Consider the following 26679-nt stretch of genomic DNA (forward strand, 5'->3'; position numbering starts at 1 on the left):
TGCTCATGATCCACGAGTTTGGGTGAAGCGGCCCCTGATGAGGGCCGCACGATACACTTCGATCATCCAGCCCAGCATAATAGCATTCAGGATATGCCACATGAAATGTGTCCCCACCGGCCATTGAGCACAGAGACGCATATCGAGGGCACGGAAGGCAATCGACAGGATCAGGATCAACGCCCCGATTTTCAGCCCTTTGGCCAGAATCGGATCACGGTCGCGCAACGCAACAGCATAGATCAGGATCAGCAAAGCGACCGGCGCATAAACCGCCGACCCTCCAAGCCCCGGAACCTGTTGGAAAAGTGGGACAGCAGCAGCCGCATAGGGAAGAAAAAGAAGCATTCCCCCGAACGCCAGCCCCAAAGGCATCCTCCAGATGTTTTTGTTCACCGCAAAGATATAGACCAAAATGAACGACAGTATGGGCGCGACATCCGCCAAAGCCGCCCATACCTGCGCATGCGTGTGAAACAGGTAACTGCCAAACCCGATGATCGCCAGAAGCGCCACCAGAACCTTGGCCAGCGGCATGTTCTGATTGCGCACGCGCCGCCACATGACCCATGCGCAAATCAGAAAAGCAGCGTTTGTGACCGCGTTAACGGGCTCTGCCCAGTAGGCTGGAGACAGCCGCTCGCAGTACCCGTCTATTTCACGAAACCAATCCATGGAAATTTACTTATCCGATGTTAGGCTGCCGCCAACAGAATGATTGGGAGGAAATAATTATGAACATTATCTGGTTGGGCCATGGAAGTTTCCGTATCGAAACCCAGGGAAAGGTGCTGCTAATCGACCCCTGGCTGACCGGCAACCCGGTCTTGCCCGAGGAACAGCATGACGCCGCCGTTGATGGCGCCACCCATATCCTTCTGACCCACACACATTTTGACCATGTCGTCGACGTTCTGCCTTTGGCCAAACACCTGAAGATTCCGGTTGTGGGACAATATGACCTGATGGGGTACTGGGCCGAAGCCGAAAGCATCGAGACCATTGGTTTCAACAAGGGCGGTACGGTCAACCTGAACGGGGTCAAGGTAACAATAGTCCCGGCCTCTCACAGCTCAACATTTTCGACACCGGATGGCCTGCGCACGGGCGGCAGCGAGGTCGGCTTCATGATCAGTACCGAGGGCCGCATGGTCTATGTATCAGGTGACACGGATATCATGGCGGATATGGACTGGATGGGGGATTACTACAAACCCGATATCGGCATCCTGTCCGCAGGTGGGCACTTCACCATGGATATGAAAGGCGCCGCCTATGCAGCCAAACGATACTTCAACTTCAAAACTGTGATCCCCTGCCACTACAAGACCTTCCCGATTCTTGAGCAATCCGCTCAGGCGCTGGCAGGTGCTTTGCCGGGTGTAGACGTCATCGAACTGCAGGTTATGCAGGCGATAAAGCTGTAGGGATGATATGACCAGCGACATTGTCCCTTCACCTGAACTGATCGCAGTTGTACGGCGATGGAATCAAGCCGTTCATGACAAGGATCGGGCTGTGCTGGTCAATATGTTGTCATCCTCGGAACACCTGCGGTATCAGGGCTCGGCGGATGAAGAGGCATGGTCCGGGCAGGTGTTTCGCCGTGGCTTCGCGGATCACACCAAGGAAATCCCGGACTATGACTGGCAGGAACATTCGCTGGAAGCTTTTGAATGTGGGGATGTGGGCTGGGCATTTTGCGAAGCGACGCTGACCTTTCATTCGAACGGCAATTCAGCCTGGCACCGCTTTACATTTGTACTGCATCTGGAAGACGGCGTCTGGAAAATGGTGCAGCTGCATGTGTCCAACCCAACCTCGAACATGGAAAAGATCGGCATCGAACATGCGGCGTTGAATGCACTGATCGAAGCCGCAAAGCAGGAGTTCATACAGGATCAGACCGAGGGAACCGCCTCGGTCATGTTCACTGACATTGTCGGGTCGTCAGATATCACCCGGCAATTGGGCGACAAGAAATGGGCCCAGCTTATTTCCGGTCATTTTGATCTGACTGAAAACCTCATCCACGCCCATCAGGGACGGCTGGTCAAATCCCTTGGGGACGGCACGATGTCGATCTTCCCAACGGTCCAGGATGCAATCCAGGCAGCAATCGAGCTGCAAAGTAAGAACGCGTTGGCAAATGCCGAAACACCTCTGGGTCTGCGGATTGGAATTCATACCGGCGACGTCATACAGAAAGATGAGGATTTCTTCGGGTCCGTCGTCAATAAGGCCGCGCGCGTGACAGACGTAAGTGGCCCGAACGAAATTCACGTCACCGACGTAACCAGATTGCTGGTCAGCCCGGCGGGCGGTCTGAAATTCAGCACGCCAAAATCGGTCTCACTGAAAGGGTTCGGCGGGCAGCAGACAGTGTATCGCCTGGACTGGAACTGACAGTAGCCGTCCTGTCAGGCCAGCCTCATTTTTCTTTTCGTTTTTCTGCGAAAAAATCCAGCAGCAGGGTTTCACATTCTTTGGCCGCTAAGCCGTCATAGACCTCGGGCTTGTGATGCGCTTGCGGGTGGGAAAAAACCCTCGCGCCATGGGCCACGCCGCCGGATTTGGGATCGGAAGCCCCGTAATAAACGCGCCGGATACGCGCGGCCGCCAGGGCCGCTGCGCACATGGCGCAGGGTTCCAGTGTGACATAGATATCATGTCCGGGCAGTCTTTCAGATCCAGCATGGGCACAGGCCGCGCGCAAAGCCAGGATTTCTGCATGCGCCGTTGGGTCGTTCGACTCACGCGTCCGGTTTCCTGCCACCGCCACAACAGAGCCGTCCGGCCCGACAATGACCGCGCCAACGGGCACTTCGCCGCGATCCGCTGCAGCGCGCGCCTCACTCAGTGCCTGTTCCATATGCGATTTGAACATCATGCCCCTGACTGCATCAGAAACCTGCCTTTCGCAAGCGCGCGGGATAGGGTATGGCCCAGACATGAACAAGACCCCTCCTCCCGGCGACCGGATCGCCAAAGTCCTGGCCCGCGCCGGCGTCGCGTCGCGGCGCGAGGCCGAACGCATGATCGAAGCTGGCCGCGTGGCCGTAAATGGCAAGGCCATCGACAGCCCCGCCCTGAACGTAACAGAAAAAGACAAGATCGTTGTCGACGGTAAACCGGTCTCGGAACCGGAACCCTCGCGCTTGTGGCTGTATCACAAGCCTGCTGGGCTGGTCACAACAACCCGCGACGAAAAAGGGCGCGATACGATTTTCGACAAGCTGCCCGAAGACATGCCGCGGGTGATGAGCGTTGGCCGGCTTGACCTGAATTCCGAAGGTCTGCTGCTGCTGACTAATGATGGTGCTATCAAGCGCAAGCTTGAACTGCCAGCGACCGGCTGGTTGCGCAAATACCGTGTGCGGGTAAACGGCCGCCCGAAAGACGAAGATTTCGAACCGCTGCGCAAAGGGCTGGTGATTGAGGGAGAGCGGTTCCAGCCGATGACCGTCACGCTGGATCGCCAGCAAGGGGCCAATGCCTGGCTGACCATCGGTCTGCGCGAAGGAAAGAACCGTGAAATCCGCCGCGCGATGGAAGATATCGGTTTTAATGTGAACCGTTTGTTGCGGGTTTCTTATGGACCGTTCCAATTGGGCAATCTGAAGCCGGGCGAAGTCGAAGAAATCCGCCGCCGCGTTATGCGCGATCAACTTGGCCTGGATTCGGATGCCAAACCCGAAGCGGCCCCCAAACGCCCGACGCGACCACAAAGAAAACGCCCGCCCATCGGCAAGAATCCCCGCAAGTGATGCAGGTTCGGCAACCTTCCCCCTAGCGCCAAGCATGCGTATCCCCTAAATTTTCTGTGATTGCTGCTATTTGGGGAGCGTGATGTCCGGAAGCGGAGTGCAAAAATTCGCCTACGCCGTATTGCTGGTGCTTTTGTTTGGCGTGTGCACAGGCGTGCTTGGAGGCTTGTAACGCATGGCAAAGCGATTTGGCGGCAAATACAGCCCTCAGGATGATAAGTCCGGCGACACTCTTCAGCCCCGTGGGCAATTCGATGGCGCGCGGGTCGAACCTGCGGGCGCGCGTGCCAATGTCCTGTTCATACCGGCCATCCCATTGGTATTTCTGTCGCTGAACGACGGCGCGATTGGCATGACCATTGGTCTGATCGCAGCTGGCCTGCTGACGGCAGCTGCGTTTTTGCTGCGCGAAGGTCTGCGGGCCGAAGCCGCGTTTAACGCCCGTAAAACCGCCCGCCGACCTGCTTTTCCGCGTAAAATCTTTGCCAGCCTTCTGACAGGTCTGGGTGCCGCTTTTGCGTCGTACCGGACCGAGTTTCTGAATGCGGAAACGGCATCACAAGTCAGCCTGCTTGCCCCCGTCTTGTTCGGCGCGGCAGCAACCGTGCTGCATTCGGCCTCCTTCGGGTTTGATCCGATGAAAGACAAAGGCATGGAAGGAATTGACACCTTTCAGCAAGATCGCGTTGCCCGGGTCGTTGAGGATGCGGAAAACCGTCTTTCCGAGATGACGGACGCCATCAAACGTGCGGGTGATCGCCGGATCGAAGCCCGTTTAGAACGGTTTCAGGACACTGCACGTGACCTTTTTCGAACGGTCGAGGAAGACCCGCGCGATCTGGCGGGCGCGCGAAAATACATGACGGTTTATCTACAGGGCGCGCGTGATGCGACGGTCAAGTTCGCCGATGTCTATGCCCGGACCCGCGATGCGCAGGCGATGACGGACTACGTCGCGCTGCTGGATGACCTAGAACAGAATTTCGCCGCGCGTACGCGCAAAATGCTATTGGATGACCGCAGTGATCTGACGGTCGAAATCGACGTGCTGCGCGAAAGACTGCAGCGCGAAGGCGTCCGGTTGGACTGACCGGCCATTATTTGAGCGAGGAACATCCCCATGTCCGATGAGATCAAGAACAAGGCGGCTCAGGCCGAAACACTGGTGCAGGAAGTCATCGCAGTTGCCCTGCCCGAACCAAAGGCCGAGGTTATCTCGCTTGAAGAAGCCGACGAACCAGTGAGTGCCGAGATCCGCAAGCGCATGGACGAGATCGACATAAGCAACACCAATTCGATTGTTGCTTTCGGATCTTCCGCTCAGGCCGAATTGCAGGAAATCAGTCAGGCCATGCTGGCGGATGTGCGCAACAAGGATGTTGGCCCCGCAGGCGACAGTCTGCGCAATATCGTGACCACAATCCGCGGATTTTCGGTCAGTGAACTGGACGTGCGCCGCGAGCGCAGCTGGTGGGAAAGGCTGCTGGGCAGGGCCGCGCCATTTGCAAAGTTCACCGCTCAGTTTGAAGAAGTTCAGGGGCAAATCGACCGCATAACCGACGATCTTCTGGGGCATGAGCATACACTGCTCAAGGACATCAAATCGCTGGACCTGCTGTACGAAAAAACACTGGGCTTCTATGATGAACTGGCGCTGTACATCGCGGCGGGTGAAGAAAAGCTGACCGAATTGGACAGCCACGACATCCCCGAAAGGGAAGCTGCCGTTCAGGCCGCGCCAGAAGAAGAGCAAGTGATGAAAGCGCAGGAACTGCGTGACATGCGCGCCGCGCGTGACGATCTGGAGCGCCGCGTGCACGATCTGAAACTGACCCGTCAGGTCACGATGCAGTCGCTGCCTTCGATCCGGCTGGTGCAGGAGAACGACAAGTCTCTGGTCACAAAGATCAACTCGACGCTGGTGAACACCGTGCCGCTGTGGGAAACGCAACTGGCACAGGCCGTTACCATTCAGCGCAGCGCCGAAGCTGCCGCCGCGGTGCGCGACGCCAACGACTTGACCAACGAACTTTTGACCTCGAATGCTGCCAATCTGCGCCAGTCGAACAAGATGATACGCGAGGAAATGGAACGCGGCGTGTTCGATATCGAAGCTGTCAAAAAGGCCAACGCAGACCTGATCGGCACCATCAACGAAAGCCTTGCCATTGCGGATGAAGGAAAAGCCAAACGTGCCGCGGCCGAGGCCGAGCTGCAGAAGATGGAGGTGGAACTGCGCGACACTTTGGCGTCTGCCAAGGCGCGGCGGGATGGAATCGGCGATAACGCCGGTACGGCAGTTCCAGGCTAAAGGCGGGAGTGGCGTGAAGGCCTACGAATATCTGAAAAAGGCGCTGGGGATGGCGGCGGTTTTGGCTTTGGCCAATTGCGATGAAACACTGACTTCCTCGATTCCACCGCAAGCGCGCCCAGCGCCTGTTTCTGTTGCGGCGAATGCCTATGTACCGCCCTCTGCCGCAAGTCAGGATTTGGCGCGGTTTTACCAGCGTGTCGAACGCGACCTTCTGGTGCGGGGGTTATTGCGGACAGACGGGGGCGGCCCTGATACACCTTATGACGCCCAGGATCTGGCGCGAAATTTCGAAACGATTGCGTTCTACAGCGAATATCCGACCCAAAACGTTTCCATCGGTTCGCGCCAGACAGACGGGCAGCTCAGCCGGTGGTCGGGGCCGGTGCGCATCCAGACTGAGTTTGGGCCTTCCGTGCTGCCCGCCGTACGGCAACAAGATGCGGAACGGGTTCAATCCTTTGCGTCGCGCCTGGCGAGGCTGACGGATCATCCGATTTCCGTGGTCTCCCGAAACGCTAACTTCCACGTCTTCTTCGCGGGCAAGGACGACAGCGCCTATGTGGTGTCCCGACTGAAACAGCTGATCCCGAATATCAGTCAGGCTTCGCTTGATCTGGTCGCAAATCCGAGATCGAATTTCGATTGTTTTGTTTTTGCCTCGGCGACAACGGCCTCTCCGTATAAATATGTGCGCGCCGTTGCGTTGATCCGGGCCGAATTGACTGATCTGGTCCGTCGCAGCTGTATCCACGAAGAAATCGCACAGGGGCTGGGATTGTCGAACGACAGCCCGGCAGCGCGCCCATCGATCTTCAATGATGATGACGAGTTTGCCCTGCTGACGAGCCATGACGAAAAACTGCTGACAATGCTTTATGACAAGCGGCTTGAGCCCGGCGTGACAGTCGATCAGGCCCGCCCCATCGTGCATGTCATTGCCCGGGAATTGATGGGGCAGCCGCTCTGACCCCAAGGACAGGAGAACCCAAATGGGAATATTCGATTTTCTGACCGGAGAATTCATTGACGTCATCCATTGGGTTGACGACACTCGCGACACCATGGTCTGGCGGTTCGAGCGTGAAGGCCATGAAATCAAATACGGTGCCAAGCTGACGGTGCGGGAAGGTCAGGCGGCAGTATTTGTGCACGAGGGGCAGCTGGCGGATGTGTTCACGCCAGGTCTCTATATGCTTGAAACTAACAACATGCCGATCCTGACCACGTTACAGCACTGGGATCATGGCTTTCAGTCGCCGTTCAAGTCCGAGATCTACTTTGTCAACACGACCCGGTTCAACGACCTGAAATGGGGGACCAAGAACCCGATCATGCTGCGCGACCCCGAGTTTGGGCCGACCCGCATTCGTGCCTATGGCACCTATACCGTGCGCGTAAAAGACCCGGCCAGGTTCCTTGTGGAAATCGTTGGAACCGACGGCGAATTCACCATGAACGAGATCAGCTTTCAGGTCCGCAACATCATCGTGCAGGAGTTCAGCCGCGTTATTTCGGGATCTGGCATTCCCGTATTGGACATGGCGGCGAACACGGCTGATCTGGGCAAACTGATCGCGGCCGAAGTTTCCCCGGTGCTGGAAGGCTATGGGTTGGAAATGCCAGAATTCTACATCGAGAATATTTCGCTTCCGCCAGCGGTCGAGGCCGCATTGGACAAGCGGACCTCGATGGGATTGGCCGGAGATCTGGGTAAATTCACACAGTATTCCGCGGCGGAGGCGATGACGGCTGCGGCCAGCAACCCCAACCAAGGCGGTGGCATGGGCGCAGGTCTTGGCATGGGAATGGGCATGGCAATGGCACAGCAGATGTCAAACATCGCAGCAGGCCAGCCAAGCGGCCCGTGGGGAGCACCCGCCCCCGCTGCCCCGCGACCGGCAGCCTATGTGGCCCCGCCGCCGCCACCGGTCGAGCATGTTTGGCATATCGCCGTAGATGGGCAGACCAGCGGCCCGTTTTCCAAAGCCAGGATGGGCAGAATGGTCAGCGAGGGCGATCTGACGCGCGACACCTATGTCTGGACCGCGGGCCAGGACGGCTGGAAGAAGGCCGGAGACGTGCAGGAACTGGCGCAGTTGTTCACCATTCTGCCGCCACCGCCGCCGGGGGCCTGACCAAAACGCGATACTCCTCCATCTGTCCTGACACTATTGGGTAATGTATGACACACGCCCCTGACCTTGCAGAGCACCGCTTCCCCTGCCAGCAATGCGGCGCAGATTACCGGTTCAGCCCTGGCGATGGTACGCTGACATGTGATCATTGTGGTCATTCCGAACCCATCGGATCGGGTCCCTGGCAAGGTGCCAGCCTGCGCGAACTGGATTTTGACGCGGCCATTGCGGATCGTCTGCCTGACAGCGAGCTGGAACAGACCCGCGTTCTGTCCTGTCCGAACTGCGCGGCGCAGGTTGAATTCGACCCCAACACGCACGCTGCGGAATGCCCGTTCTGTGCCACGCCGGTGGTAACCGACACCGGTGTGAACCGGCATATCAAACCGAAGGGCGTTCTGCCTTTTGCTTTCGACGAGCGCGAGGCGCATAAGGCGATGAGCGATTGGCTGGGGCGGTTATGGTTCGCGCCAAACGGGTTGAAGGATTATGCCCGCAAGGGCCGCAAGATGCAGGGCATCTATGTGCCTTACTGGACCTTTGATGCCGACACCAAGTCCACCTACCGTGGTGAGCGCGGCGTGATTTATTATGAAACCCACACCGTGATACGGGACGGTAAACGGGTTCAGCAACAGGTGCCAAAAGTGCGCTGGTCGCCCAAATCAGGTCGTGTTGCGCGGTTTTTTGATGACGTTCTGGTGCTGGCCTCGCAGTCGCTGCCCAAGGCTTACACTGACGCGTTACAGCCTTGGGATCTGCCGGCACTTGAACCTTACCAGCCAGAATACCTCGCCGGGTTTCGCGCCGAGGCGTATACGGTTGAACTCAAAGAGGGCTATACCGAGGCCCGCGCGCATATGGCGCGCGTGATCGAACGGGATGTTCGCTTCGATATTGGGGGTGACAAGCAGCGTATCCACGCGGTGGACACCGAGGTGCGCGATGTCACCTTCAAACATATTCTGCTGCCGATCTGGATGGCGGCTTACAAATATCGCGGGCAGACCTATCGATTTGTGGTGAACGGTCGAACCGGGCGGGTTCAGGGGGAACGTCCCTGGTCAGCCATCAAGATCACGATTGCCGTTGTTCTGGGCCTGCTTGTTGCCGGGGTTGTCGGGTATCTGGCAGCCAACGGGCAGCAATAGCAACTGCTTGTACATCTCGCGCGGCATGATCAGCCTAAGGGTCGGAACATAACAACGAGGCGCTAGTGTCATTTGCAGAACTGAATAACCTTCTGGAGAAACGCCATTCCTGCCGGGCCTTCCTGCCCGACCCTGTACCAAAGGAGCAGATCGAACAAATCGTGGCCAGCGCGGCCCGGGTCCCAAGCTGGTGTAACGCGCAGCCGTGGCAATTGGTGATCACAAGCGGCGCAGAGACCGACAGGTTCCGCGCGGCGATGCAAAACGAAGCTGAAACAGGCGCACCGGCCCCCGATCTTCCGTTTCCCGCGTCATATTCAGGCGTCTATCAAGACCGCCGCCGCGCGTGCGGTTGGGCGCTTTATGAAGCAGTCGGTGTGGAACGCGGGGACCGGGCAGGATCGGCCCAACAAATGATGCGCAATTTCGCTCTGTTCGATGCACCGCATTGCGCCATCGTCTCAAGCCCGGCGGAACTTGGGCCATATGGCGCAATGGATTGCGGAGGGTTTGTTACGGCTTTTTCGTTGGCAGCGCAGGCGTTGGGCGTGGCAACCATTCCTCAGGCCGCATTAGCTGCGTATGGCCCGTTCCTGCACAGATATTTTCAGATCCCGGAAGACCGCCTGATCCTGTGCGCAATCTCCTTTGGGTATTCAGACAGAAAGCATCCCGCAAATAACTTTCGCACAGATCGTGCCGCGCTGGGTGACTTTGTCGACTGGCGCGGCTAAACCATCGCTCAGGCAAGATAATCGCCAAGGGGGGAACCGCGTGCGCGCATTGCTGCAAAGAGTTTCGCAAGCCAAAGTATCGGTCGATGGCAATGTCATTGGCGCATCCGGTCCGGGGCTTTTGATTCTTGTCTGCGCCATGCAGGGGGACGATGAAGCCCAGGCTGAAAAACTGGCCCGAAAAACCGCCAGACTCAGGATCTTCAAGGACGACGCGGGCAAGATGAACCGCTCGCTTCTGGATGTAAAAGGGTCAGCCTTGGTGATCAGCCAGTTTACATTGGCGGCAGATACAACAAGCGGTAACAGGCCGGGGTTTTCAACTGCAGCACCGCCCGAACTTGGCGAGCATCTGTATAACACCTTCGCAAACTACCTTGCTGCGCAAGGTGTAGCGGTGGAAACTGGACAATTCGGGGCCGACATGGCCGTTGAACTTGTCAACGACGGACCGGTCACAATCTGGGTGGAGACTTGATGGATACTGAAAAGCAAGCCGTTCAACTTTGGCGCGCCGGGGTTGAGGCCGTTGATGGATACACCGCCACCGAGGCCGCCCTGCACGACATCCCGAAACCGGACCGTATTCTGGCCGTAGGCAAGCCCGCCGCCGCCATGGCACGGGCGGCCTTGGCGCGGTTCGGCACGGTTCCCACGCTTGTTGTGACCAAGGACGATCACGGCCGTGACTTGCCGGACACTGTCGAGGTGATCGAAGCCTCGCACCCGGTTCCGGACAACCGCAGCCTTGAAGGCGGGCGTGCTCTGCGTAAGGCGCTGGAACAGATGGACCCCGGATCACATGTGCTGCTTCTGGTGTCGGGTGGCGCATCTTCGCTGGCCGAAGACCTTTTGCCCGGAAAATCACTGAACGATCTCGAAGCATTGAACCGCAAGTTGCTTTCAGAGGGGATGGATATCGGTGCGATGAACGCTGAGCGGCGCAAACTGTCCCGCATCAAAGGCGGGGGGTTACTGTCGCACTTTGCGGGCGCGCGCGCGACCGTTCTGGCCATCTCGGATGTACCGGGCGACGACCTCAATGTCATTGGATCGGGTATCGGCGCTTTGCCTTCCAGCCACACATTTGGGGCCACCACTCGGATCGTGGCCTCAAACGCCCATGCCCGCAATGCGGTTGTGCAAGCCGCCGAAGCAGCTGGGCTAAAGGTTTGGGCCAATGAAGAGGCGCTGCATGATGACTATCTGAATGTCGCCGCACATCTTGGCCAACTGCTGCGCGGAATGGAAAAAGGCGTGATGGTCTTCGGTGGGGAACCGACTGTGGTCTTGCCGGATCACCCAGGGCGCGGTGGACGAAACCAGGCACTGGCACTTGCGCTGGCGCAGGAGATTGCCGGGCAGTCAAACCTGACAGTTGTTGTCGGCGGAACGGACGGCACAGACGGACCGACCAATGCGGCAGGGGGAATCATTACCGGTGCAACATGGAACGACAGCGGGATGACTGCGCTTATAAATGCTGACAGCGGGTCGTTTCTGGACAAAGCACAAGCCTTGCTGACAACCGGGCCAACTGGCACCAATGTCATGGACCTGGTTGTCGCAATACGTGGATGAATTGACGCATATCGCACCGCGCCGTACCGCAAAGGCTCGGAAACTGGCCTGAAACAGAATTGTATCATAGTATTCTTGTGGAAAGGGCATCGCGCCAAACAAAGTTACTTGCGCTTCGGCCTTCGGCATCAAGGAGAAATATCCTTGCCCGGTCCGCCGAAATAAGTCAACGTTGACTCATGCGTCAACAAAAACCCGAAAAGGGTTAAAACCACTCGATAGGGAGAATACTCGATGAACGAACAAATCACGCATATGGCCGGTCAGGTCACAGCCGGAAAAATGACCCGCCGCGAATTCATGGGGAAAGCCGCGGCGCTGGGTGTTTCGGCTGCGATGGCCAGCACACTGTTCGCGGACGCCGCTCGGGCTGCTGGGCCGAAAAAGGGCGGTGATTTGAAGATCGGCTCTGTCGGTGGCGAATCGACGAACTCTCTGGACCCCGCAACTTACGCCAGCCAAGTGCCTGCGCTTAACGGTCGCCAATTCGGTGACACGCTTGTGGTTGTAGCGCCGGACGGCTCGATTGAATCGCGCCTGTCCGAAAGCGTCGAAGCCAGCGCAGACGCCAAAGTTTGGAACTTCAAGATCCGGCAGGGCGTTGAATTTCACAACGGCAAGACACTTACCAGCGAAGACGTGCTGAAGACCATGCAGCGCCATTCGGACGAAAACTCGAAATCTGGTGCCCTAGGCATCATGAAAGAGATTGAGTCGATGAAAGTTGACGGCGATGTCTTCTCTGTCACCTTGAACAGCCCGAACGCTGACTTGCCCTACCTCATGGCAGACTATCACCTGATCATTCAGCCAGGCGGTGGCCTCGAAAATCCAGGTGCAGGTATCGGTACCGGTCCGTACAAGTTGGAAGTCGATGAGCCGGGTGTGCGTCACGTCTTTAGGAAGTTCGAGAATTACTGGGCGGATGATGCGCACTTTGACAGTGTCGAGATAATCGCGATCAATGATTCCACGGCTCGGACTGCGGCACTTCAGTCCGGTCAGGTTCACCTTATCAACCGGGTTGAACCCAAGGTTGCAGGACTACTGGGTCGCGCACCGGGCCTCAGTGTACAACCCACGACAGGTCGCGGGCATTACGTCTTTATCATGCATTCGGACACAGCACCGTACGACAATCTCGATCTACGACTGGCTTTGAAATATGCGATCAACCGCGAGGAGCTGGTTGAGAAGATTCTACAGGGCTATGGCAGTGTCGGTAACGACATTCCAATCAATGCGGCCTATCCGCTCTTTGATGATACGATCCCGCAACGTCCGTTCGATCTCAAAAAGGCAGCTGAACACTACAAGAAGTCTGGCCACGACGGATCACCGATCGTACTGCGCACGTCTGAAGTTGCCTTCCCGGGCGCTGTGGACGCGGCTCAGCTCTTCCAACAAAGCGCCGCTGCCGCCGGTATCCCGCTCGTGGTCGAACGCGTGCCGGGTGATGGATATTGGTCTGAAGTCTGGAACGTGCAACCCTTCTGCGCCTCTTACTGGACTGGCCGCCCGGTACAGGATCAGATGTATACCACCGCGTATCTTTCGACCGCCGACTGGAATGACACACGCTGGAAACGGCCCGAGTTCGATGACATGCTGAATAAAGCAAAGGGTGAACTCGACACCGCCAAGCGTAAAGAGTTGTACTCCCAGATGGGTCGACTGCTTAACGAAGAGGGCGGTCTGATTTGTCCGATGTTCAACCAGTTTCTCGACGGTGTCAGCGATCAGTTGGCCGGTTGGGAACCTGATCCCTATGACGAATTAATGGGTGGACAAGCCAGCCGCAAAATGTGGTTCGCGTAAAACAGGCCACGGATCATGCATCCTATCATCAAACTGGTTTCCCAGCGCCTCGCGCTGGGACTCCTATTGCTGTTTGGCGCTTCGGCCCTGATTTTTGGCCTGACCGAAGCCCTTCCCGGAGACGCAGCGCAAGCCGTCCTGGGGCAGTCCGCAACCCCCGAGGCCCTTGCAAACCTGCGCGAAGAAATGGGCCTGAACCGGCCTGCCCTGACCCGCTATTTCGAATGGCTGGGCGGTATCGTTCAAGGTGATTTGGGTCAGTCCCTGACCAACAAGCTGGACATTGCGGAAAGCATTGGCAAACGGTTGGGCAACACGTTGTTTCTGGCATGCGCCGCAGCCGTGGTTTCGGTTCCGCTTGCCATCTTCCTGGGCTTGCTGGCAGTTCGCTACCGCAACCGCTGGCCGGACAAGCTGATCTCTGCCATCACGCTTACGACAGTGTCGATACCAGAGTTTCTGATCGGCTACGTGGTGATCTACTATGTCTCGGTAAAGCTGGGCTGGTTTTCCTCGCTTGCGATGATCAACGACTCGATGTCATTCGGGCAAAAACTCAATGCGATCGCGTTGCCCGCTTTCGTGCTGACGCTGGTGGTCTTGGCGCAGATGATGCGCATGACCCGCGCGGCGATCCTCAACCTGATGCAGTCAGCCTATATCGAAACGGCGGAACTGAAGGGGTTGTCAAACTTTCAGGTCATTGCGCGACACGCCTTTCCGAACGCGATCTCGCCCATTGTAAACGTGGTGATGCTGAACCTGGCCTATCTGGTCGTGGGTGTTGTCGTGGTCGAAGTGGTGTTCGTTTATCCCGGCATGGGACAATACCTTGTGGACTCGGTGACCAAGCGTGACGTGCCGGTCGTGCTGGCGTGCGGTGTGGTCTTTGCCGCCGTCTATATCGGGCTGAACATGGTGGCCGATATCGTGTCGATCCTGGCCAACCCAAGACTGAGGCATCCGAAATGATGAAGAATATTCCAATTTCGGCGATGATCGGTCTGTTTTTCACAGGTCTCTATTTCTTTGTCGCCTTAGCCGCGCCTTTGATTGCGCCCTACGGCATGGCCGAAGTGGTTGGCGATGTGTGGGAGCCATCAAGCGCCGAACACCTGTTGGGCACCGACAATATAGGTCGGGATCTGCTGACACGCATGATCTACGGCGGGCGTACGACGATCTTCATTGCGGCTGCGGCTACGATCCTCAGCTTTGTAACCGGCACGTCGCTGGGTTTGCTGGCTGCGGTTCTGGGCGGTTGGGCTGATCAGGTTCTCAGCCGGGCAGTTGATCTGGTCATGTCGATCCCGACCCTGATCCTGGCACTGGTCATTCTGGCCATTGTCCCGGTGACAGTCCCGATCCTGATCCTGGTGATGGGTCTTCTGGACGCGACACGCCCGTATCGCCTGTCGCGGTCGGTTGCCGTCGACATCAACGTGATGGATTATGTCGAGGCCGCCAAGTTGCGCGGCGAAGGCCGTGCCTGGATCATCTTCCGTGAAATCCTGCCAAACGCCCTGTCACCGCTGGTGGCCGAGTTTGGGCTGCGGTTTATCTTTATGGTCCTCTTCATCTCGACCCTTTCGTTTCTGGGGCTGGGCGTTCAGCCACCGCTGGCCGACTGGGGCGGCATCGTGAAGGAAAACAAGGACGGCATCGTTTATGGCATCGGCGCAGCTTTGTACCCAGCTGTGGCCATCGCGACGCTGGCGATCTCGGTCAACCTTGTCGCTGACTGGGTCCTGAACAGAACCACATCGCTGAAAGGAGGCCGGGGATGAGTGATACCCTTCTCAAGGTCCGTGACCTCAAGATCGGTGCAACGGTCTATCCACCGGGTGAAAAACCCCATGACATCGAAATCGTGCACGGGGTCAGTTTTGACCTCGAACGCGGCAAGGTGCTGGGCCTGATCGGAGAATCCGGTGCCGGTAAGTCCACCATCGGCCTCGCTTCTATGGCCTATGGCCGGGGCGGTGTTGAAATTACCGGCGGCGAGGTTTGGGTAAACGGGCGCGATATTCTGAAATCGTCGCATGGCGATATCCGCAATCTGCGCGGCGGTGAGGTTGCGTATGTGTCGCAATCCGCTGCCGCGTCGTTCAACCCGGCCAAGAAGATCATGGATCAGGTTGTCGAAGCTGCGGTTGAGCATAAGAAATTTTCGCGAAAAGAGGCCGAAGGCCGCGCGCGGGAACTGTTCGCCAAACTAGGCCTACCCGACCCGGATAATATCGGTGAACGCTACCCGCACCAGGTTTCAGGCGGACAGTTGCAGCGATGCATGACGGCGCTGGCGCTGTGCCCTGAACCCGATCTGGTGGTGTTCGATGAACCCACCACGGCACTGGATGTGACCACGCAAATCGACGTGCTGATGGCGATCAAAGAAGCCATTCGCGATACCGGTGTTGCTGCTCTCTACATCACGCACGACCTTGCGGTCGTGGCGCAAGTCAGCGACGAAATCATGGTTTTGCGGATGGGGAATACGGTTGAATACGGGTCAACCGATCAGATCATCAACAACCCGCAGGAAGAGTACACGCAGGCTCTGGTCTCGGTCCGTTCGATCGAGCACGAGGAAAAACAGCCCACAGCGGAACCGCTGCTGAGCGTTGACGGTATCACCGCGCGCTACAAGGGGTTGAATTTCGACGTGCTGCACAACGTCAATGTCGAGCTTCATCCGGGTCAGACGCTGGCGGTTGTGGGTGAATCCGGGTCGGGTAAATCGACACTTGCCCGAGTGATCACCGGCCTGCTGCCGCCGCGCGACGGCGAGATTACGTTTGCCGGACGCAAGCTTTCGCCTGACCTTGCCGGACGATCCCGCGAGGACCTGCGCGAGTTGCAGATGATCTATCAGATGGCTGACGTGGCAATGAACCCGCGCCAGACAGTGGGTACGATCATCGGACGCCCGCTGGAGTTCTACTTCAACATGCGCGGTGCCGAAAAGCGCAAACGGGTCGTCGAACTGCTGGACGAGATCGAGTTGGGCGAGAAGTTCATCGACCGTTATCCGGCCGAGTTGTCCGGTGGCCAAAAGCAACGCGTCTGCATCGCGCGGTCACTGGCAGCCAAGCCCAAGATGATCATCTGTGACGAAGTGACATCGGCGCTCGACCCGCTTGTAGCGGACGGTATCCTCAAACTGCTGCTGGATTTGCAGAAGATCGAGGATGTGGCCTATCTGTTCATCACCCACGATCTGGCGACGGTTCGGGCGATCAGCGACAGCATCGCGGTGATGTATCAGGGACGCGTGGCTCGTTATGGTCCAAAGAGTCAGGTGCTCAGCCCGCCATTCGACGACTATACAGACCTTCTGCTGAGCTCGGTGCCCGAGATGCATCTGGGCTGGCTGGAAGAGGTCGTTGCCCATCGCAAAATGGAAAGTGCGGGGAACTGATCTCTGCGCCTGTAACATCACTTTGAAGAAATGGATTCCCGGCGTTTTGCACCTTGGCTGACGTCGGGAATTTATTATTTGGGACGCGATTTGGCAGGCGCGTGGTTTCAACTCGCGTATCGTCCGCATGAAATACTCAGATCAAAGGGCCAAGCCATGGACCGTAAACTACTATTGATCATTCTGGACGGAGTACCATACCGGAATTTCCGCCGCCTGTTCGGCAACCTCGAAGGCTGGGTCGACAGCGGCGAAGCTCGGGTGTGGAAGCACCGCGCAGTGCTGCCTTCAACTTCGGCCAGTTGCTATGCATCGATCCATACGGGCGTAACGCCGCAAGAACACGGCTGCACCGGAAACGGCAACGTCTTTCGCCTGAGCCATAAGGATGTCTTTAGCCAGGTACGTGAGGCCGGCGGCGTGACTGGGGCTGTCACACACAGTTTTTGGTCGCAGTTCTTCAACCGTCACCCGTTCGACTATGTCCGCGACGTCGAATATGACGAGCCAGAGAGCCAGACCATCAATCACGGTCGCTTTCACAGCATGACCGGCTACGGCAAAGACAACCAGATGACCCCGTCCGACGTCGATCTATTTGCCACCTTGACCAATCTGTGTCTGCGCTTTGGGCTGGACTATGGCATCCTGCACACCTGTACACTGGACAGCATGGGTCACCGTTTCTATCACGACTGCGAAGAAATGGATCATGCCTGCTTTGTTGCAGACGAGATGCTGGCCCCGTTCATCCCTCGCTGGCGCCAATTGGGGTATGAGGTGATCGTCACCGCCGATCATGGCCAAGACGAGCGCGGACACCACGGAGGGCGCAGCCCCCTGCAACAGGAAACCGCGCTGTATTACTTCGGCGATGCCGACGGGCCTGACGTAGAAACCGTAATCGACCAGATCCAATTGGCCCCGACCATTCTGAGCCGATTGGGTGCGCCCCTCGCAGACACGATGAGGGCTAAGCCGTTCCTGATGTAACTGACTGACTTCAGTCGTAGGGCCAGATCTCTTGCCCCAGTGCTTCGATAGCGACCGAGATCCGTTCGAAGCTGTCTGCTGCGCGCTTTACCGAGGTTCGCGCACGTAGGTACCCATGAACAAGGCCAAGTTCGTTGATCCAATGGGCCTGACCACCAGCCGCGCTTATCCGCTCGCAATAGACCTTCCCGTCATCGCGGAGCGGGTCACAGTCAGCGGTAATCACAACAGTTGGCGGCAGTTTCGAAAAATCATTTTCCTGTAGCGGCGCATAAGTCGGATCGCCTTGCGGCTGGGCGCCTGTGTATCGGACGGTTTCATAGAATTTGATGTCGTCCAGTGTCAGTAAAGGAGCATGGGCGTGCTCAAGATATGAGCCGCGCGATTGATCTCCACCAAGTCCGGGGTAGATCAAAACCTGCCCCAGAATATTGTCCAGCCGCCCGCGCGCATGGTGGGCAATAGCTGCTGACAAATTTCCACCCGCGCTGTCCCCGGCCAGAACCAGCGGGTCGCCATACTCGACCGCCGCCCATTTCACAGCTGTCCAGCAATCCTGGAACTGCGCTGGATGCACATGTTCAGGACACAGCCTGTAGTCGACTGAAACGACGCGGTATCCCGTCTGCGCACAAAACTCGGCACAGACATCATCGTGGCTGTCCAACCCGCCAACGACAAAGCCACCACCATGAAAATACACAACAGTTCGGGTCGGATGCCCGGCGGAATAATGGCGGACCGGCACGCCATCGGCGTACAGGTCCTGGGTTTCGACACCGGCAGGGCGCGGTTGGCGAAACTGCTTGCACATCGTGTCATAGACCCGACGCTGGTCCTCGATGGACAAATCGACCGCATCATCCGGATAGCTTTCGGTCGTGCGGCGTATGAACGCCCAGGTTTCTTCGTCGATCAGGCGTTCATAGTCCATTGTTCCTCCGGCTTATTTGGACCACTCCCAGGGCCGGGTATATGCGCCCAGCACTTTCGAGACATCGTCTTCCGAAGATCCGTTCGCGTCAAGCTGCGCGACAAGGCCACGCTTTTTATCGTCGATCACCAGAACAACCCGCGCAGCAAGACCCGCAGCGTCAAGAGCACCGTTGTAGATGCGGGTGATGGCGTGTTTGCGCAGGTCCGGCTTGAAAACCTTGCCGACGGCAGTTTTCGGCAACTCGTCAAGAATGGTTATATGCTTGGGTTGTGCGGCTCGCTCATGCACGTGAACTTTGCAATATTCCAGCAGCTCATTTTCAGTGACCGACGCCCCATCAACCAATTCGACAAAGGCGCAGGGCACTTCGCCCGAATGCGCGTCTGGCTGACCGATCGCTCCTGCGAAGGCAACTGCATTGTGACCCAGCAGCGCCTCTTCGATTTCGGCAGGATCGATATTGTGACCACCGCGAATGATCAGGTCCTTGGCGCGACCGGTGATCCAAAGGTAGCCGTCTTCGTCAAACCGCCCCAGGTCGCCCGTACGCAGGTACTTGTCAAAGTGATAAAGACCAATGTTCTTTTCGGCCTCTGTATACGTGTTGCCTGCATACACACCGGGATTCGAGATGCAGATCTCACCAATCTGATCAGTGCCGCACTCTGTCGGCCCATCCGGCCCGTCCAGCAGGATTTTGACATCCGTATAGGGGAACGGAATACCGATCGAACCGATCTTTTTCTCGCCATCCACAGGGTTGCACGAGACCAGACAGGTGGCCTCGGTCAGGCCGTAGCCTTCGACGATGGTGACGCCCGTCGCCTCTTCAAAGCGGCGGAACAACTCCACCGGCAGTGGCGCCGAACCCGAAAAGGCGGTTTTCACGCTTGAGATATCTGCATCCACCGGGCGTTGCATCTTGGCTGATATGGCGGTTGGAACAGTGATGATAAAGCTCACTTTCCAGCGCTCGATCAGCTTCCAGAAATTGTCGAACACACCGTCACCGCGATAACCTGCAGGTGTCGGGAAAATCACATGTGCACCCGACGACACGGCCGCCATCACGATAACATGCACGGCAAAGACGTGGAACATCGGCAGCGGGCACATGATGACGTCATTCTCATCAAACAACAGCGTGTTGCCTAGCCAGCCGTTGTAGATCAGACCCGAGTATTTATGCTGCGCCACCTTGGGCATCCCGGTGGTCCCACCGGTGTGGAAATAACAAGCAACGCGATCTTCTTTGCTGTCCTCGAATGTCAGCGTCGCCGGTTGCTTGGCAAGTTCCTTGTTGAAGTTTTTGTAATCCGCGTGCGCCAGCTTTTCTTTTTCGCCCATCTTGGGGCGCAGGAAGGGAACCAGCCACGACTTGGGCGGCGTCAGGTACCGGTTCAGGTCGATTTCCAGAATGGTGTTGACCTTGGGCGCGTGGCGCACCGCCTCTTCTACCTTTTGTGCAACATCTGTTTTCGGGAAAGACTTTAGTGTAACAACCACTTTGGCGCCTGTCTCGCGCAGGATCGCCGCAATCTGCTCGGGCTCCAGCAACGGATTGATCGGGTTCACGATTCCCGCAACTGCACCGCCCATCATTGTAATCAGTGTTTCGTTACAGTTTGGCAGCACATAGGCCACCACGTCTTTTTCACCGACACCCAGCGAGCGGAACAGGTTTGCCGCCTGATTGACCTTGCCCAGAAGTTCCGACCAGGTCAGGGTCTCAGCCTTGTCCGTGGGCCCGGACAGTAGCTGAAAACTGATGGCGTTGTGGTTGGGAAATCTCTCTGCCGTGCGCGACAGGAGCTGATGGAAGGTGACAGGCAGATCCCGATCCTCCCACGACATTTCCTGTTCCATGCGCGTTTTGTCTTCCAATCCCACAAAGGCCATGTGGTTCCTCCCGTTTTTCTCCCGTGTTTTTGCACGAGCTTGTTGTTCGCATCCAAGATGGAAGCAAAACAAACCTCGCGCAAGCGAGGCCTTAGCTTTGAAAGAGAGTAAACTGTAGAATGACGCTACGGCGAATTCACAAATGCCCGAGCGTCACTCCTATTCTGCTGCTACGCCATCGGTGAACTGCAACCGTGCGAGGCGCGCATATAGCCCATCCTGGGACACCAGATCATCATGGCTGCCCTGCGCCACGATACGGCCCTCGTCCAGCACGACAATGCGGTCGGCTTTCTTTACGGTGGCCAATCTGTGCGCAACAATCAGGGTCGTGCGGCCGGCACGCATCTGATCCACGGCGCCCTGCACCGCTCGCTCACTCTCCGCATCAAGAGCTGAGGTCGCCTCGTCCAGCAGCAGCACAGGTGCGTCGCGCAATATGGCGCGGGCGATTGCGATACGCTGCTTTTGCCCACCCGACAGCATGACACCGCGTTCGCCGACAAAACTGTCATACCCATCGGGCAATGCGGCAATGAAATCATGTGCGATGGCTGCACGGGCTGCGGCTTCTACTTCGGCATCCGTTGCGTCCAGACGACCGAAACGAATGTTTTCGCGGGCTGAGGCGGCAAAGATCACTGGATCCTGCGGCACCAATGACATGTACTTTCGGAAATCTGTGCGATCCAGTTCCCGCAGATCATGGCCATCCAACATCACCCGGCCCGAATTTGGGTCATAGAACCGTTGAATCAATTGAATGATCGTCGTCTTGCCCGCCCCTGACGGTCCGACAAAGGCAACGGTCTCGCCCGGGTTTACCTGAAGCGACAAGTGATCCAGCGCGATTGTATCGGGGCGCGCTGGATAGCGAAAACTTACATCTTCGAACCGGATTTCGCCCCGGACGTCCTTTGGCAAAGGAGCGGGTTTGGCCGGGTCCGAAACCGTATCTTCGGCATTCAGCAACTCGACAAGACGCTCGGTGGCTCCGGCGGCGCGCTGAAGCTCGCTCCAAATCTCGGACAGGGCCGCGACTGAGCCCGCCATGATGATCGAGTAGATCACGAATTGAATCAGAACGCCCTCGGTCATCACACCGTTGCGCACGTCATTTGCACCCATCCACAGAACGCCAACGATGCCTGAAAATACAAGAAAGATCACAATCACCGTCAGCACCGCGCGCGTCTGAATCCGACGCAGCGAAACGGTATAGGACATCTCGGTCATCTCATCAAATTGCTGGCGGCTGGCCTGTTCGTGGGTAAAGGCCTGCACGGTCTGCACCGCCCCCAATGCCTCGCCCGCGTTTCCGGATGACGCAGCGATCCAATCCTGGTTTTCACGGCTGATCACGCGCAAACGCCGACCCAGAATCAATATCGGCACTACCACCACGGGGATAAGCAGCAAGACAAGCCCGGTCAGCTTGGCCGAGGTCAACAGCATCAGAACCAGCCCGCCGATAAACATCAGCATATTGCGCAGCGCGATGGAAACAGATGAGCCAAGAACCGATTGGATGAGGGTCGTGTCGGTGGTAATCCTGCTCAGCACTTCACCGGTCATAATACGTTCGTAGAATTCGGGGCTCATGCCGATCACGCGATCGAACACAGCCTTGCGGATATCGGCAACCACACGTTCCCCCAACCGTGTGACCAACGCATATCTGATACCGGTTCCCGCAGCCAGAACAGCGGCAATGCCCAACGCTGCCAAAAAGTACCAGTCCAGCAATTCACCGTCCTGAATGCGGAAATTGTCAACCACGCGTCGCACGGCCAATGGCAGGGTCAACGTCATGCTGGCCGTCAGGATCAGAGCCAGTGTCGCCCCGATCATCAATAACCTGTAAGGCTTCATAAAGGGCCAGAGCGACCCCAGCACCCCGATTTTCCTTGAGCGGGCCCGCTCTTCGCTAGCGCCAGGAGCCGCTGATTGTGCTGGTTTATTGGCGGTCTGTCTTGCCATGTCCGGCCCTTGTGAATTGAACGCTACAAAGTGAACGCTTTCTTGGCCTCAGCCGTCGTTCCGGTCAAGCATTCCTGCCAAAAACAGCCAGCCATAAGGGCCATTTGACGCAGAAATCAGTGGGGATTGGAGCGGGTAGACGGAATCGAACCGACATAGCCTGCTTGGAAGGCAGGGGCTTTACCATTAAGCTATACCCGCAAATGGTTTGCGCTGGTTAAGTCATGCGCCGGGGCGCGTCAAGCGGGAAGTGTGAAAATTCGCGCGACCAAAACCGTGATATTTCCCGGTGGATGTACGGCCTTCAATCGTGACTGCGGAATATCCGCGTCGAGGAGAAAAACCGCTCAAGTTCCTCAATGCGTTCCTTGCTTTCTTCCCACCGTGCCTCTTGCACTTCAGCGATCAGGGTTTCCGATATCAGCTGCAATGCAATTGTTGAATCCCAGCTGGATGGTGCCTCGACCAGTGCGTGAAAGGTGTAATTGGCGGTCTTGCCTATCGGTGATCCCCACTGGTCGGTGAACAGGATAACCGTCACACCGCGGTTGGACGCGACCTGCGCCAGCTTCTCAAGATAGGCCTCGTATCTGCGGATATCAAAAATCACCAGAACCGAGGTTTCATCCATATCAAGCAGGTACTGCGGCCAAACGTTTGCCGAATTGCCCAGCATCGTCACATTGGGTCGAATAATCTGCATGTGATTGAACAGATAGTCCGCATTTGAACGTGTGATACGCCCGCCCACGACGTAAAGATGGCGATCCGTGTTTGCCAGAAGCTGGGCAACGGTGTCGAACATCTCTTTGTCCAGACGTTCCAGCGTGTGGCGCATATTTGTCCAAACGGCCTGCGCAAACCGCGTTGTGGGATGTTCCGCCTCGTCATCCACAACCCAGGCATCCCGTTTCGAGATCGGCTTTTTGATCTGTGCCGCAACCTCTTCTCGCAGGGCATCCTGCAGGGCGGGAAAACCGTCGAAACCCAGCTTGCGTGCCATACGTATGACCGTCGGGGTCGAGACCTGCGCCGCAGCGGCCAGCTTGGTGATCGATTGCAAGCCGGTCATCGGGTAATCCTGCAAAAGTACCGAGGCCAGCTGCCGTTCTGACCGTGTCAGATCGTCAAGCTCTTCCTGGATCCGCTGTTTGACAAGTTTCGCAACGGTGGCCATCGGCACCTTCGTTTCTCAAATTTTCTACAGGATATGTTCGTTTGTAATTTTGTCTACAGTAATTTTCTTGACAGGTCTGAGGTTGCTGTAACAAATGCTACCTATGCACCACGATTCCGAGACATCAATGCTACTACCAACCGAAGCTCCGGCAGCCCGCGTGCAGAACGCCAACGGCCGGGCACAATGCGTTTTGGTATGCGAACATGCTAGCCGATTCATCCCAGCGTCACTGAACGGATTGGGCCTGACTGAAGACGCCGCATTGTCCCATGCCGCTTGGGATATCGGCGCATTGGCGCTTTCGGTCGAACTGACGAAGGCCTTGGACGCGCCGCTGGTTCATTCCTGCATCAGCCGACTTGTTTACGACTGCAACCGCTCGCCTGAACGTGCAGATGCTATGCCGCAGGTAAGCGAAGTGTTTTCCATTCCCGGCAATGAGAACCTGACAGACACCCAACGCGCCCAAAGAATCCACGAGGTTTATGAGCCGTTCAAACAGCTTTTGTCGTCCACTCTGGACGCGCAGGACCGGCCGCCTGTCGTTGTCACGATGCACAGTTTCACGCCCGTCTACAACGGAAAAACACGATCAGTCGAACTAGGCATTCTTCATGACGAAGACGACAGGGCGGCCCAACTTATGCTGCGCTGTGCCAAGGGCTCGGGTCTGAATGCCGCGTTGAACGAACCTTACTCTGCCACGGATGGCGTCACGCACACGTTGCAGGAACATGCGATCAGTCGGGGGCTTCCGAATGTCATGGTCGAGGTTCGAAACGATCTTATCGACACACCAACGGGAGTAGACCGCATCGCCGGGATTCTGACGCCGATCCTGCAAACGGTAATTGATGCGTATTCGCACACAGAGGCGAAACAATGAGAGTTGAGGTATCGAGATGAAGTTCTTGCGGGGCTACGTGGCGGTCATTGATCGAACGAACCGCTGGATCGGACGCGTCGTCATGTACGGCATTTTCGTCATGATGGGTATTCTGTTCTGGTCTTCGGTCTCGAAAACCTTTTTCGTACCGTCGCTCTGGACACTCGAGATGGCTCAGTTCGCCATGGTGGCCTACTATATGCTTGGTGGCCCTTATTCGATCCAGATGGGGTCAAACGTGCGAATGGACCTGCTTTATGGCGAATGGTCTCATCGCCGCAAGGCCTGGACGGATGCCTTCACAGTCGTATTCCTGATCATTTATCTGCTCATCTTGCTGTGGGGTGGATGGGACAGCCTGATGTATTCTTTCCAATATGGCGGTGAGCGCAGCGCGACGATCTGGCGGCCCTACCTGTGGCCGGTCAAGCTGATCATGGTTATCGGTATCTTCCTGATGCTGCTGCAAGCCGTGTCCGAATTGTTCAAGGATATCTTGCGCCTGTGCGGCGACGATATCCCGCGTGAGGTAATCTGATGTCATACGAGATGATTGCCTTGCTGATGTTCGCATCAATGATGCTAATGATGCTGACCGGCCAGCGCGTCTTTGGTGCAATCGGCTGTGTCGCTGTGGTTTCAGCCTTGTTCCTTTGGGGGGATAGGGGCGGTTACGATCTGGGTTTTGCCGCTGCGATCAAGGTCATGAAGTGGTACCCGCTGCTGACACTGCCCATGTTCATTTTCATGGGATACATCCTTTCCGAAAGTCGGATCGCAGATGACCTTTACAAGATGTTCCATGTCTGGATGGGTGGCTTGTCCGGTGGTCTGGCTGTCGGAACCATCGGACTGATGGTTCTGATCTCGGCAATGAACGGGTTGTCCGTTGCAGGTATGGCGATTGGTGCCACGATTGCCTTGCCGGAGTTGCTGCGCCGGAATTATGACAAGCGCATGGTGACCGGCGTCATTCAGGCCGGATCATCCCTTGGGATTCTGGTGCCACCATCCGTTGTTCTGGTTCTTTATGCCATGATCGCGCGGCAACCCGTTGGCCAGCTATGGCTCGCCGGAGTGATACCCGGGCTAATGATGGCTGCCATGTTCATCATCTACATTGTCATCCGCTGCCGCATCAATCCGTCGCTCGGCCCGGTCCTGCCCGCAGAAGACCGCGACATTCCGTTGCGAGAAAAGCTGCTGCTGTTGCAAGCCGGATTGTTACCCTTGGGCATATTTATGGTGATGATGGTCCCTTTTGTTAACGGTTGGACATCATTGGTGGAATCCTCTGCCATCGGAGCCACCACGGCCATGCTGGCCGCCTTTCTGAAAGGACGGCTGACACGCACGGTTTTCGAGAATTCAATTCGGCACACATTGGGCATCTCGTGCATGTTCATGTGGATCATTCTGGCGGCTCTGGCTTTTGGCGCTGTCTTCGACGGGTTGGGTGCGGTCAAGGCAATCGAAAGCCTGTTCACCGAAAAACTGGGTCTTTCCCCGTGGATGATCCTGGTTCTCATGCAGCTCAGCTTTATCCTGATGGGCACGTTTCTGGACGATACGGCCATGCTGGTTATCGTCGCGCCGCTTTACGTTCCGCTGGTGGGTGCGCTTGGCTTTGATCTTATCTGGTACGGCGTACTTTATACGATCACCACGCAGATCGCTTATATGACGCCGCCATTCGGCTATAACCTGTTCCTGATGCGCGCGATGGCCCCCCCGGAAATATCGCTGCGCGATATCTACAGTTCGATCGTTCCATTTGTTCTGGTGATGGTCTGCGCCTTGGCCATAATCATCATCTTTCCTGAAATCGCGCTATGGCTGCCTAATTATGTCTATGGAAATTAAGTCACAAGACCCCGGCAAGG

25 protein-coding genes and 1 tRNA gene are annotated in these 26679 nt (G+C 56.9%); 19 read left to right on the plus strand and 7 right to left on the minus strand.

Annotated features, from left to right (window positions below; translation table 11 throughout):
• Window positions 1-3: 3 nt before the first annotated feature.
• Window positions 4-675: a ceramidase domain-containing protein gene (locus tag ACR0JI_RS04495; RefSeq protein ID WP_480493729.1), complete on the minus strand. Its 672-nt coding sequence runs from the start codon at window positions 673-675 to the stop codon at window positions 4-6.
• A 59-nt stretch (window positions 676-734) separates the two neighbouring features.
• On the opposite strand from ACR0JI_RS04495, the gene ACR0JI_RS04500 reads away from it, so the two are divergent.
• Both ACR0JI_RS04500 and ACR0JI_RS04505 read left to right on the plus strand, forming a co-directional pair.
• Window positions 735-1427 carry a metal-dependent hydrolase gene (locus ACR0JI_RS04500; protein ID WP_480493727.1) on the plus strand — a complete coding sequence of 231 codons (693 nt, stop codon included), beginning with the start codon at window positions 735-737 and terminating at the stop codon, window positions 1425-1427.
• Between the two features lie 7 nt (window positions 1428-1434).
• Window positions 1435-2406, plus strand: coding sequence for an adenylate/guanylate cyclase domain-containing protein (locus tag ACR0JI_RS04505; protein ID WP_480493725.1), 972 nt, complete (start codon window positions 1435-1437; stop codon window positions 2404-2406).
• A 25-nt stretch (window positions 2407-2431) separates the two neighbouring features.
• Here the strand turns inward: ACR0JI_RS04505 and ACR0JI_RS04510 are convergent, their stop codons facing one another.
• A complete protein-coding gene (locus ACR0JI_RS04510) occupies window positions 2432-2890 on the minus strand; it encodes a nucleoside deaminase (protein ID WP_480493855.1) in 459 nt (152 codons plus the stop codon).
• 61 nt (window positions 2891-2951) lie between these two features.
• Between ACR0JI_RS04510 and ACR0JI_RS04515 the strand changes: the two genes are divergently transcribed.
• From ACR0JI_RS04515 to ACR0JI_RS04580, 14 genes are all read left to right on the plus strand, one after another.
• Complete coding sequence (locus ACR0JI_RS04515) at window positions 2952-3767, plus strand: pseudouridine synthase (protein ID WP_480475739.1); 816 nt, start codon at window positions 2952-2954, stop codon at window positions 3765-3767.
• Between the two features lie 175 nt (window positions 3768-3942).
• Window positions 3943-4857, plus strand: a complete 915-nt coding sequence (locus ACR0JI_RS04520; protein ID WP_480493723.1) for a 5-bromo-4-chloroindolyl phosphate hydrolysis family protein — start codon at window positions 3943-3945, stop codon at window positions 4855-4857.
• A 30-nt stretch (window positions 4858-4887) separates the two neighbouring features.
• Window positions 4888-6078, plus strand: coding sequence for a toxic anion resistance protein (locus ACR0JI_RS04525; protein ID WP_480493721.1), 1191 nt, complete (start codon window positions 4888-4890; stop codon window positions 6076-6078).
• A 49-nt stretch (window positions 6079-6127) separates the two neighbouring features.
• Window positions 6128-7048, plus strand: coding sequence for a DUF2927 domain-containing protein (locus tag ACR0JI_RS04530; RefSeq protein ID WP_480476918.1), 921 nt, complete (start codon window positions 6128-6130; stop codon window positions 7046-7048).
• 22 nt (window positions 7049-7070) lie between these two features.
• Window positions 7071-8216, plus strand: coding sequence for an SPFH domain-containing protein (locus ACR0JI_RS04535; RefSeq protein ID WP_480493719.1), 1146 nt, complete (start codon window positions 7071-7073; stop codon window positions 8214-8216).
• Window positions 8217-8263: 47 nt separating this feature from the next.
• On the plus strand, window positions 8264-9367 hold the full coding sequence (locus ACR0JI_RS04540; RefSeq protein WP_480475731.1) for a TFIIB-type zinc finger domain-containing protein: 1104 nt from the start codon (window positions 8264-8266) through the stop codon (window positions 9365-9367).
• A gap of 65 nt (window positions 9368-9432) precedes the next feature.
• Window positions 9433-10101 (plus strand): nitroreductase, encoded by a 669-nt coding sequence (locus tag ACR0JI_RS04545; protein ID WP_480475729.1) that lies wholly within the window; start codon window positions 9433-9435, stop codon window positions 10099-10101.
• Window positions 10102-10141: 40 nt separating this feature from the next.
• Entirely contained in the window at window positions 10142-10579 is a 438-nt protein-coding gene (gene dtd / locus ACR0JI_RS04550; protein ID WP_480475727.1) for a D-aminoacyl-tRNA deacylase, read from the plus strand.
• Window positions 10579-11682, plus strand: a complete 1104-nt coding sequence (locus ACR0JI_RS04555) for a glycerate kinase type-2 family protein (RefSeq protein WP_480493717.1) — start codon at window positions 10579-10581, stop codon at window positions 11680-11682. The genes dtd and ACR0JI_RS04555 overlap by 1 nt, the downstream gene beginning before the upstream one ends.
• Window positions 11683-11916: 234 nt before the next feature.
• Entirely contained in the window at window positions 11917-13500 is a 1584-nt protein-coding gene (locus ACR0JI_RS04560) for an ABC transporter substrate-binding protein (protein ID WP_480475722.1), read from the plus strand.
• A gap of 15 nt (window positions 13501-13515) precedes the next feature.
• On the plus strand, window positions 13516-14472 hold the full coding sequence (locus ACR0JI_RS04565; RefSeq protein WP_209504642.1) for an ABC transporter permease: 957 nt from the start codon (window positions 13516-13518) through the stop codon (window positions 14470-14472).
• The gene (locus tag ACR0JI_RS04570; protein ID WP_480475720.1) at window positions 14472-15287 is read left to right on the plus strand and encodes an ABC transporter permease; all 816 of its coding nucleotides are present in this window, start codon (window positions 14472-14474) and stop codon (window positions 15285-15287) included. The genes ACR0JI_RS04565 and ACR0JI_RS04570 overlap by 1 nt, the downstream gene beginning before the upstream one ends.
• The gene (locus ACR0JI_RS04575) at window positions 15284-16921 is read left to right on the plus strand and encodes an ABC transporter ATP-binding protein (RefSeq protein WP_480475718.1); all 1638 of its coding nucleotides are present in this window, start codon (window positions 15284-15286) and stop codon (window positions 16919-16921) included. Before ACR0JI_RS04570 ends, ACR0JI_RS04575 begins: the two co-directional genes overlap by 4 nt.
• A gap of 156 nt (window positions 16922-17077) precedes the next feature.
• The gene (locus ACR0JI_RS04580; protein WP_480475716.1) at window positions 17078-17914 is read left to right on the plus strand and encodes an alkaline phosphatase family protein; all 837 of its coding nucleotides are present in this window, start codon (window positions 17078-17080) and stop codon (window positions 17912-17914) included.
• 10 nt (window positions 17915-17924) lie between these two features.
• Here ACR0JI_RS04580 and ACR0JI_RS04585 read toward each other — a convergent pair whose 3' ends face one another.
• The 5 genes from ACR0JI_RS04585 to ACR0JI_RS04605 form a co-directional block, all read right to left on the minus strand.
• Window positions 17925-18848: an alpha/beta hydrolase gene (locus ACR0JI_RS04585; protein WP_480493715.1), complete on the minus strand. Its 924-nt coding sequence runs from the start codon at window positions 18846-18848 to the stop codon at window positions 17925-17927.
• Between the two features lie 12 nt (window positions 18849-18860).
• Complete coding sequence (locus ACR0JI_RS04590; protein WP_480475712.1) at window positions 18861-20750, minus strand: acyl-CoA synthetase; 1890 nt, start codon at window positions 20748-20750, stop codon at window positions 18861-18863.
• A 159-nt stretch (window positions 20751-20909) separates the two neighbouring features.
• Window positions 20910-22730: an ABC transporter transmembrane domain-containing protein gene (locus ACR0JI_RS04595; protein ID WP_480475710.1), complete on the minus strand. Its 1821-nt coding sequence runs from the start codon at window positions 22728-22730 to the stop codon at window positions 20910-20912.
• Window positions 22731-22857: 127 nt separating this feature from the next.
• A tRNA-Gly gene (locus tag ACR0JI_RS04600) sits at window positions 22858-22931 on the minus strand.
• Between the two features lie 103 nt (window positions 22932-23034).
• Window positions 23035-23907: a MurR/RpiR family transcriptional regulator gene (locus ACR0JI_RS04605; RefSeq protein WP_267364875.1), complete on the minus strand. Its 873-nt coding sequence runs from the start codon at window positions 23905-23907 to the stop codon at window positions 23035-23037.
• A gap of 127 nt (window positions 23908-24034) precedes the next feature.
• Between ACR0JI_RS04605 and ACR0JI_RS04610 the strand changes: the two genes are divergently transcribed.
• The 3 genes from ACR0JI_RS04610 to ACR0JI_RS04620 are packed head-to-tail and all read left to right on the plus strand — an operon-like array spanning window position 24035 to window position 26659.
• Window positions 24035-24796 carry an N-formylglutamate amidohydrolase gene (locus tag ACR0JI_RS04610; protein WP_480493713.1) on the plus strand — a complete coding sequence of 254 codons (762 nt, stop codon included), beginning with the start codon at window positions 24035-24037 and terminating at the stop codon, window positions 24794-24796.
• 16 nt (window positions 24797-24812) lie between these two features.
• Window positions 24813-25334 (plus strand): TRAP transporter small permease subunit, encoded by a 522-nt coding sequence (locus ACR0JI_RS04615; RefSeq protein ID WP_480475706.1) that lies wholly within the window; start codon window positions 24813-24815, stop codon window positions 25332-25334.
• Window positions 25334-26659, plus strand: a complete 1326-nt coding sequence (locus tag ACR0JI_RS04620; RefSeq protein WP_267367377.1) for a TRAP transporter large permease — start codon at window positions 25334-25336, stop codon at window positions 26657-26659. Before ACR0JI_RS04615 ends, ACR0JI_RS04620 begins: the two co-directional genes overlap by 1 nt.
• Window positions 26660-26679: the final 20 nt, after the last annotated feature.

The organism is Ruegeria sp. N10, assembly GCF_056531545.1.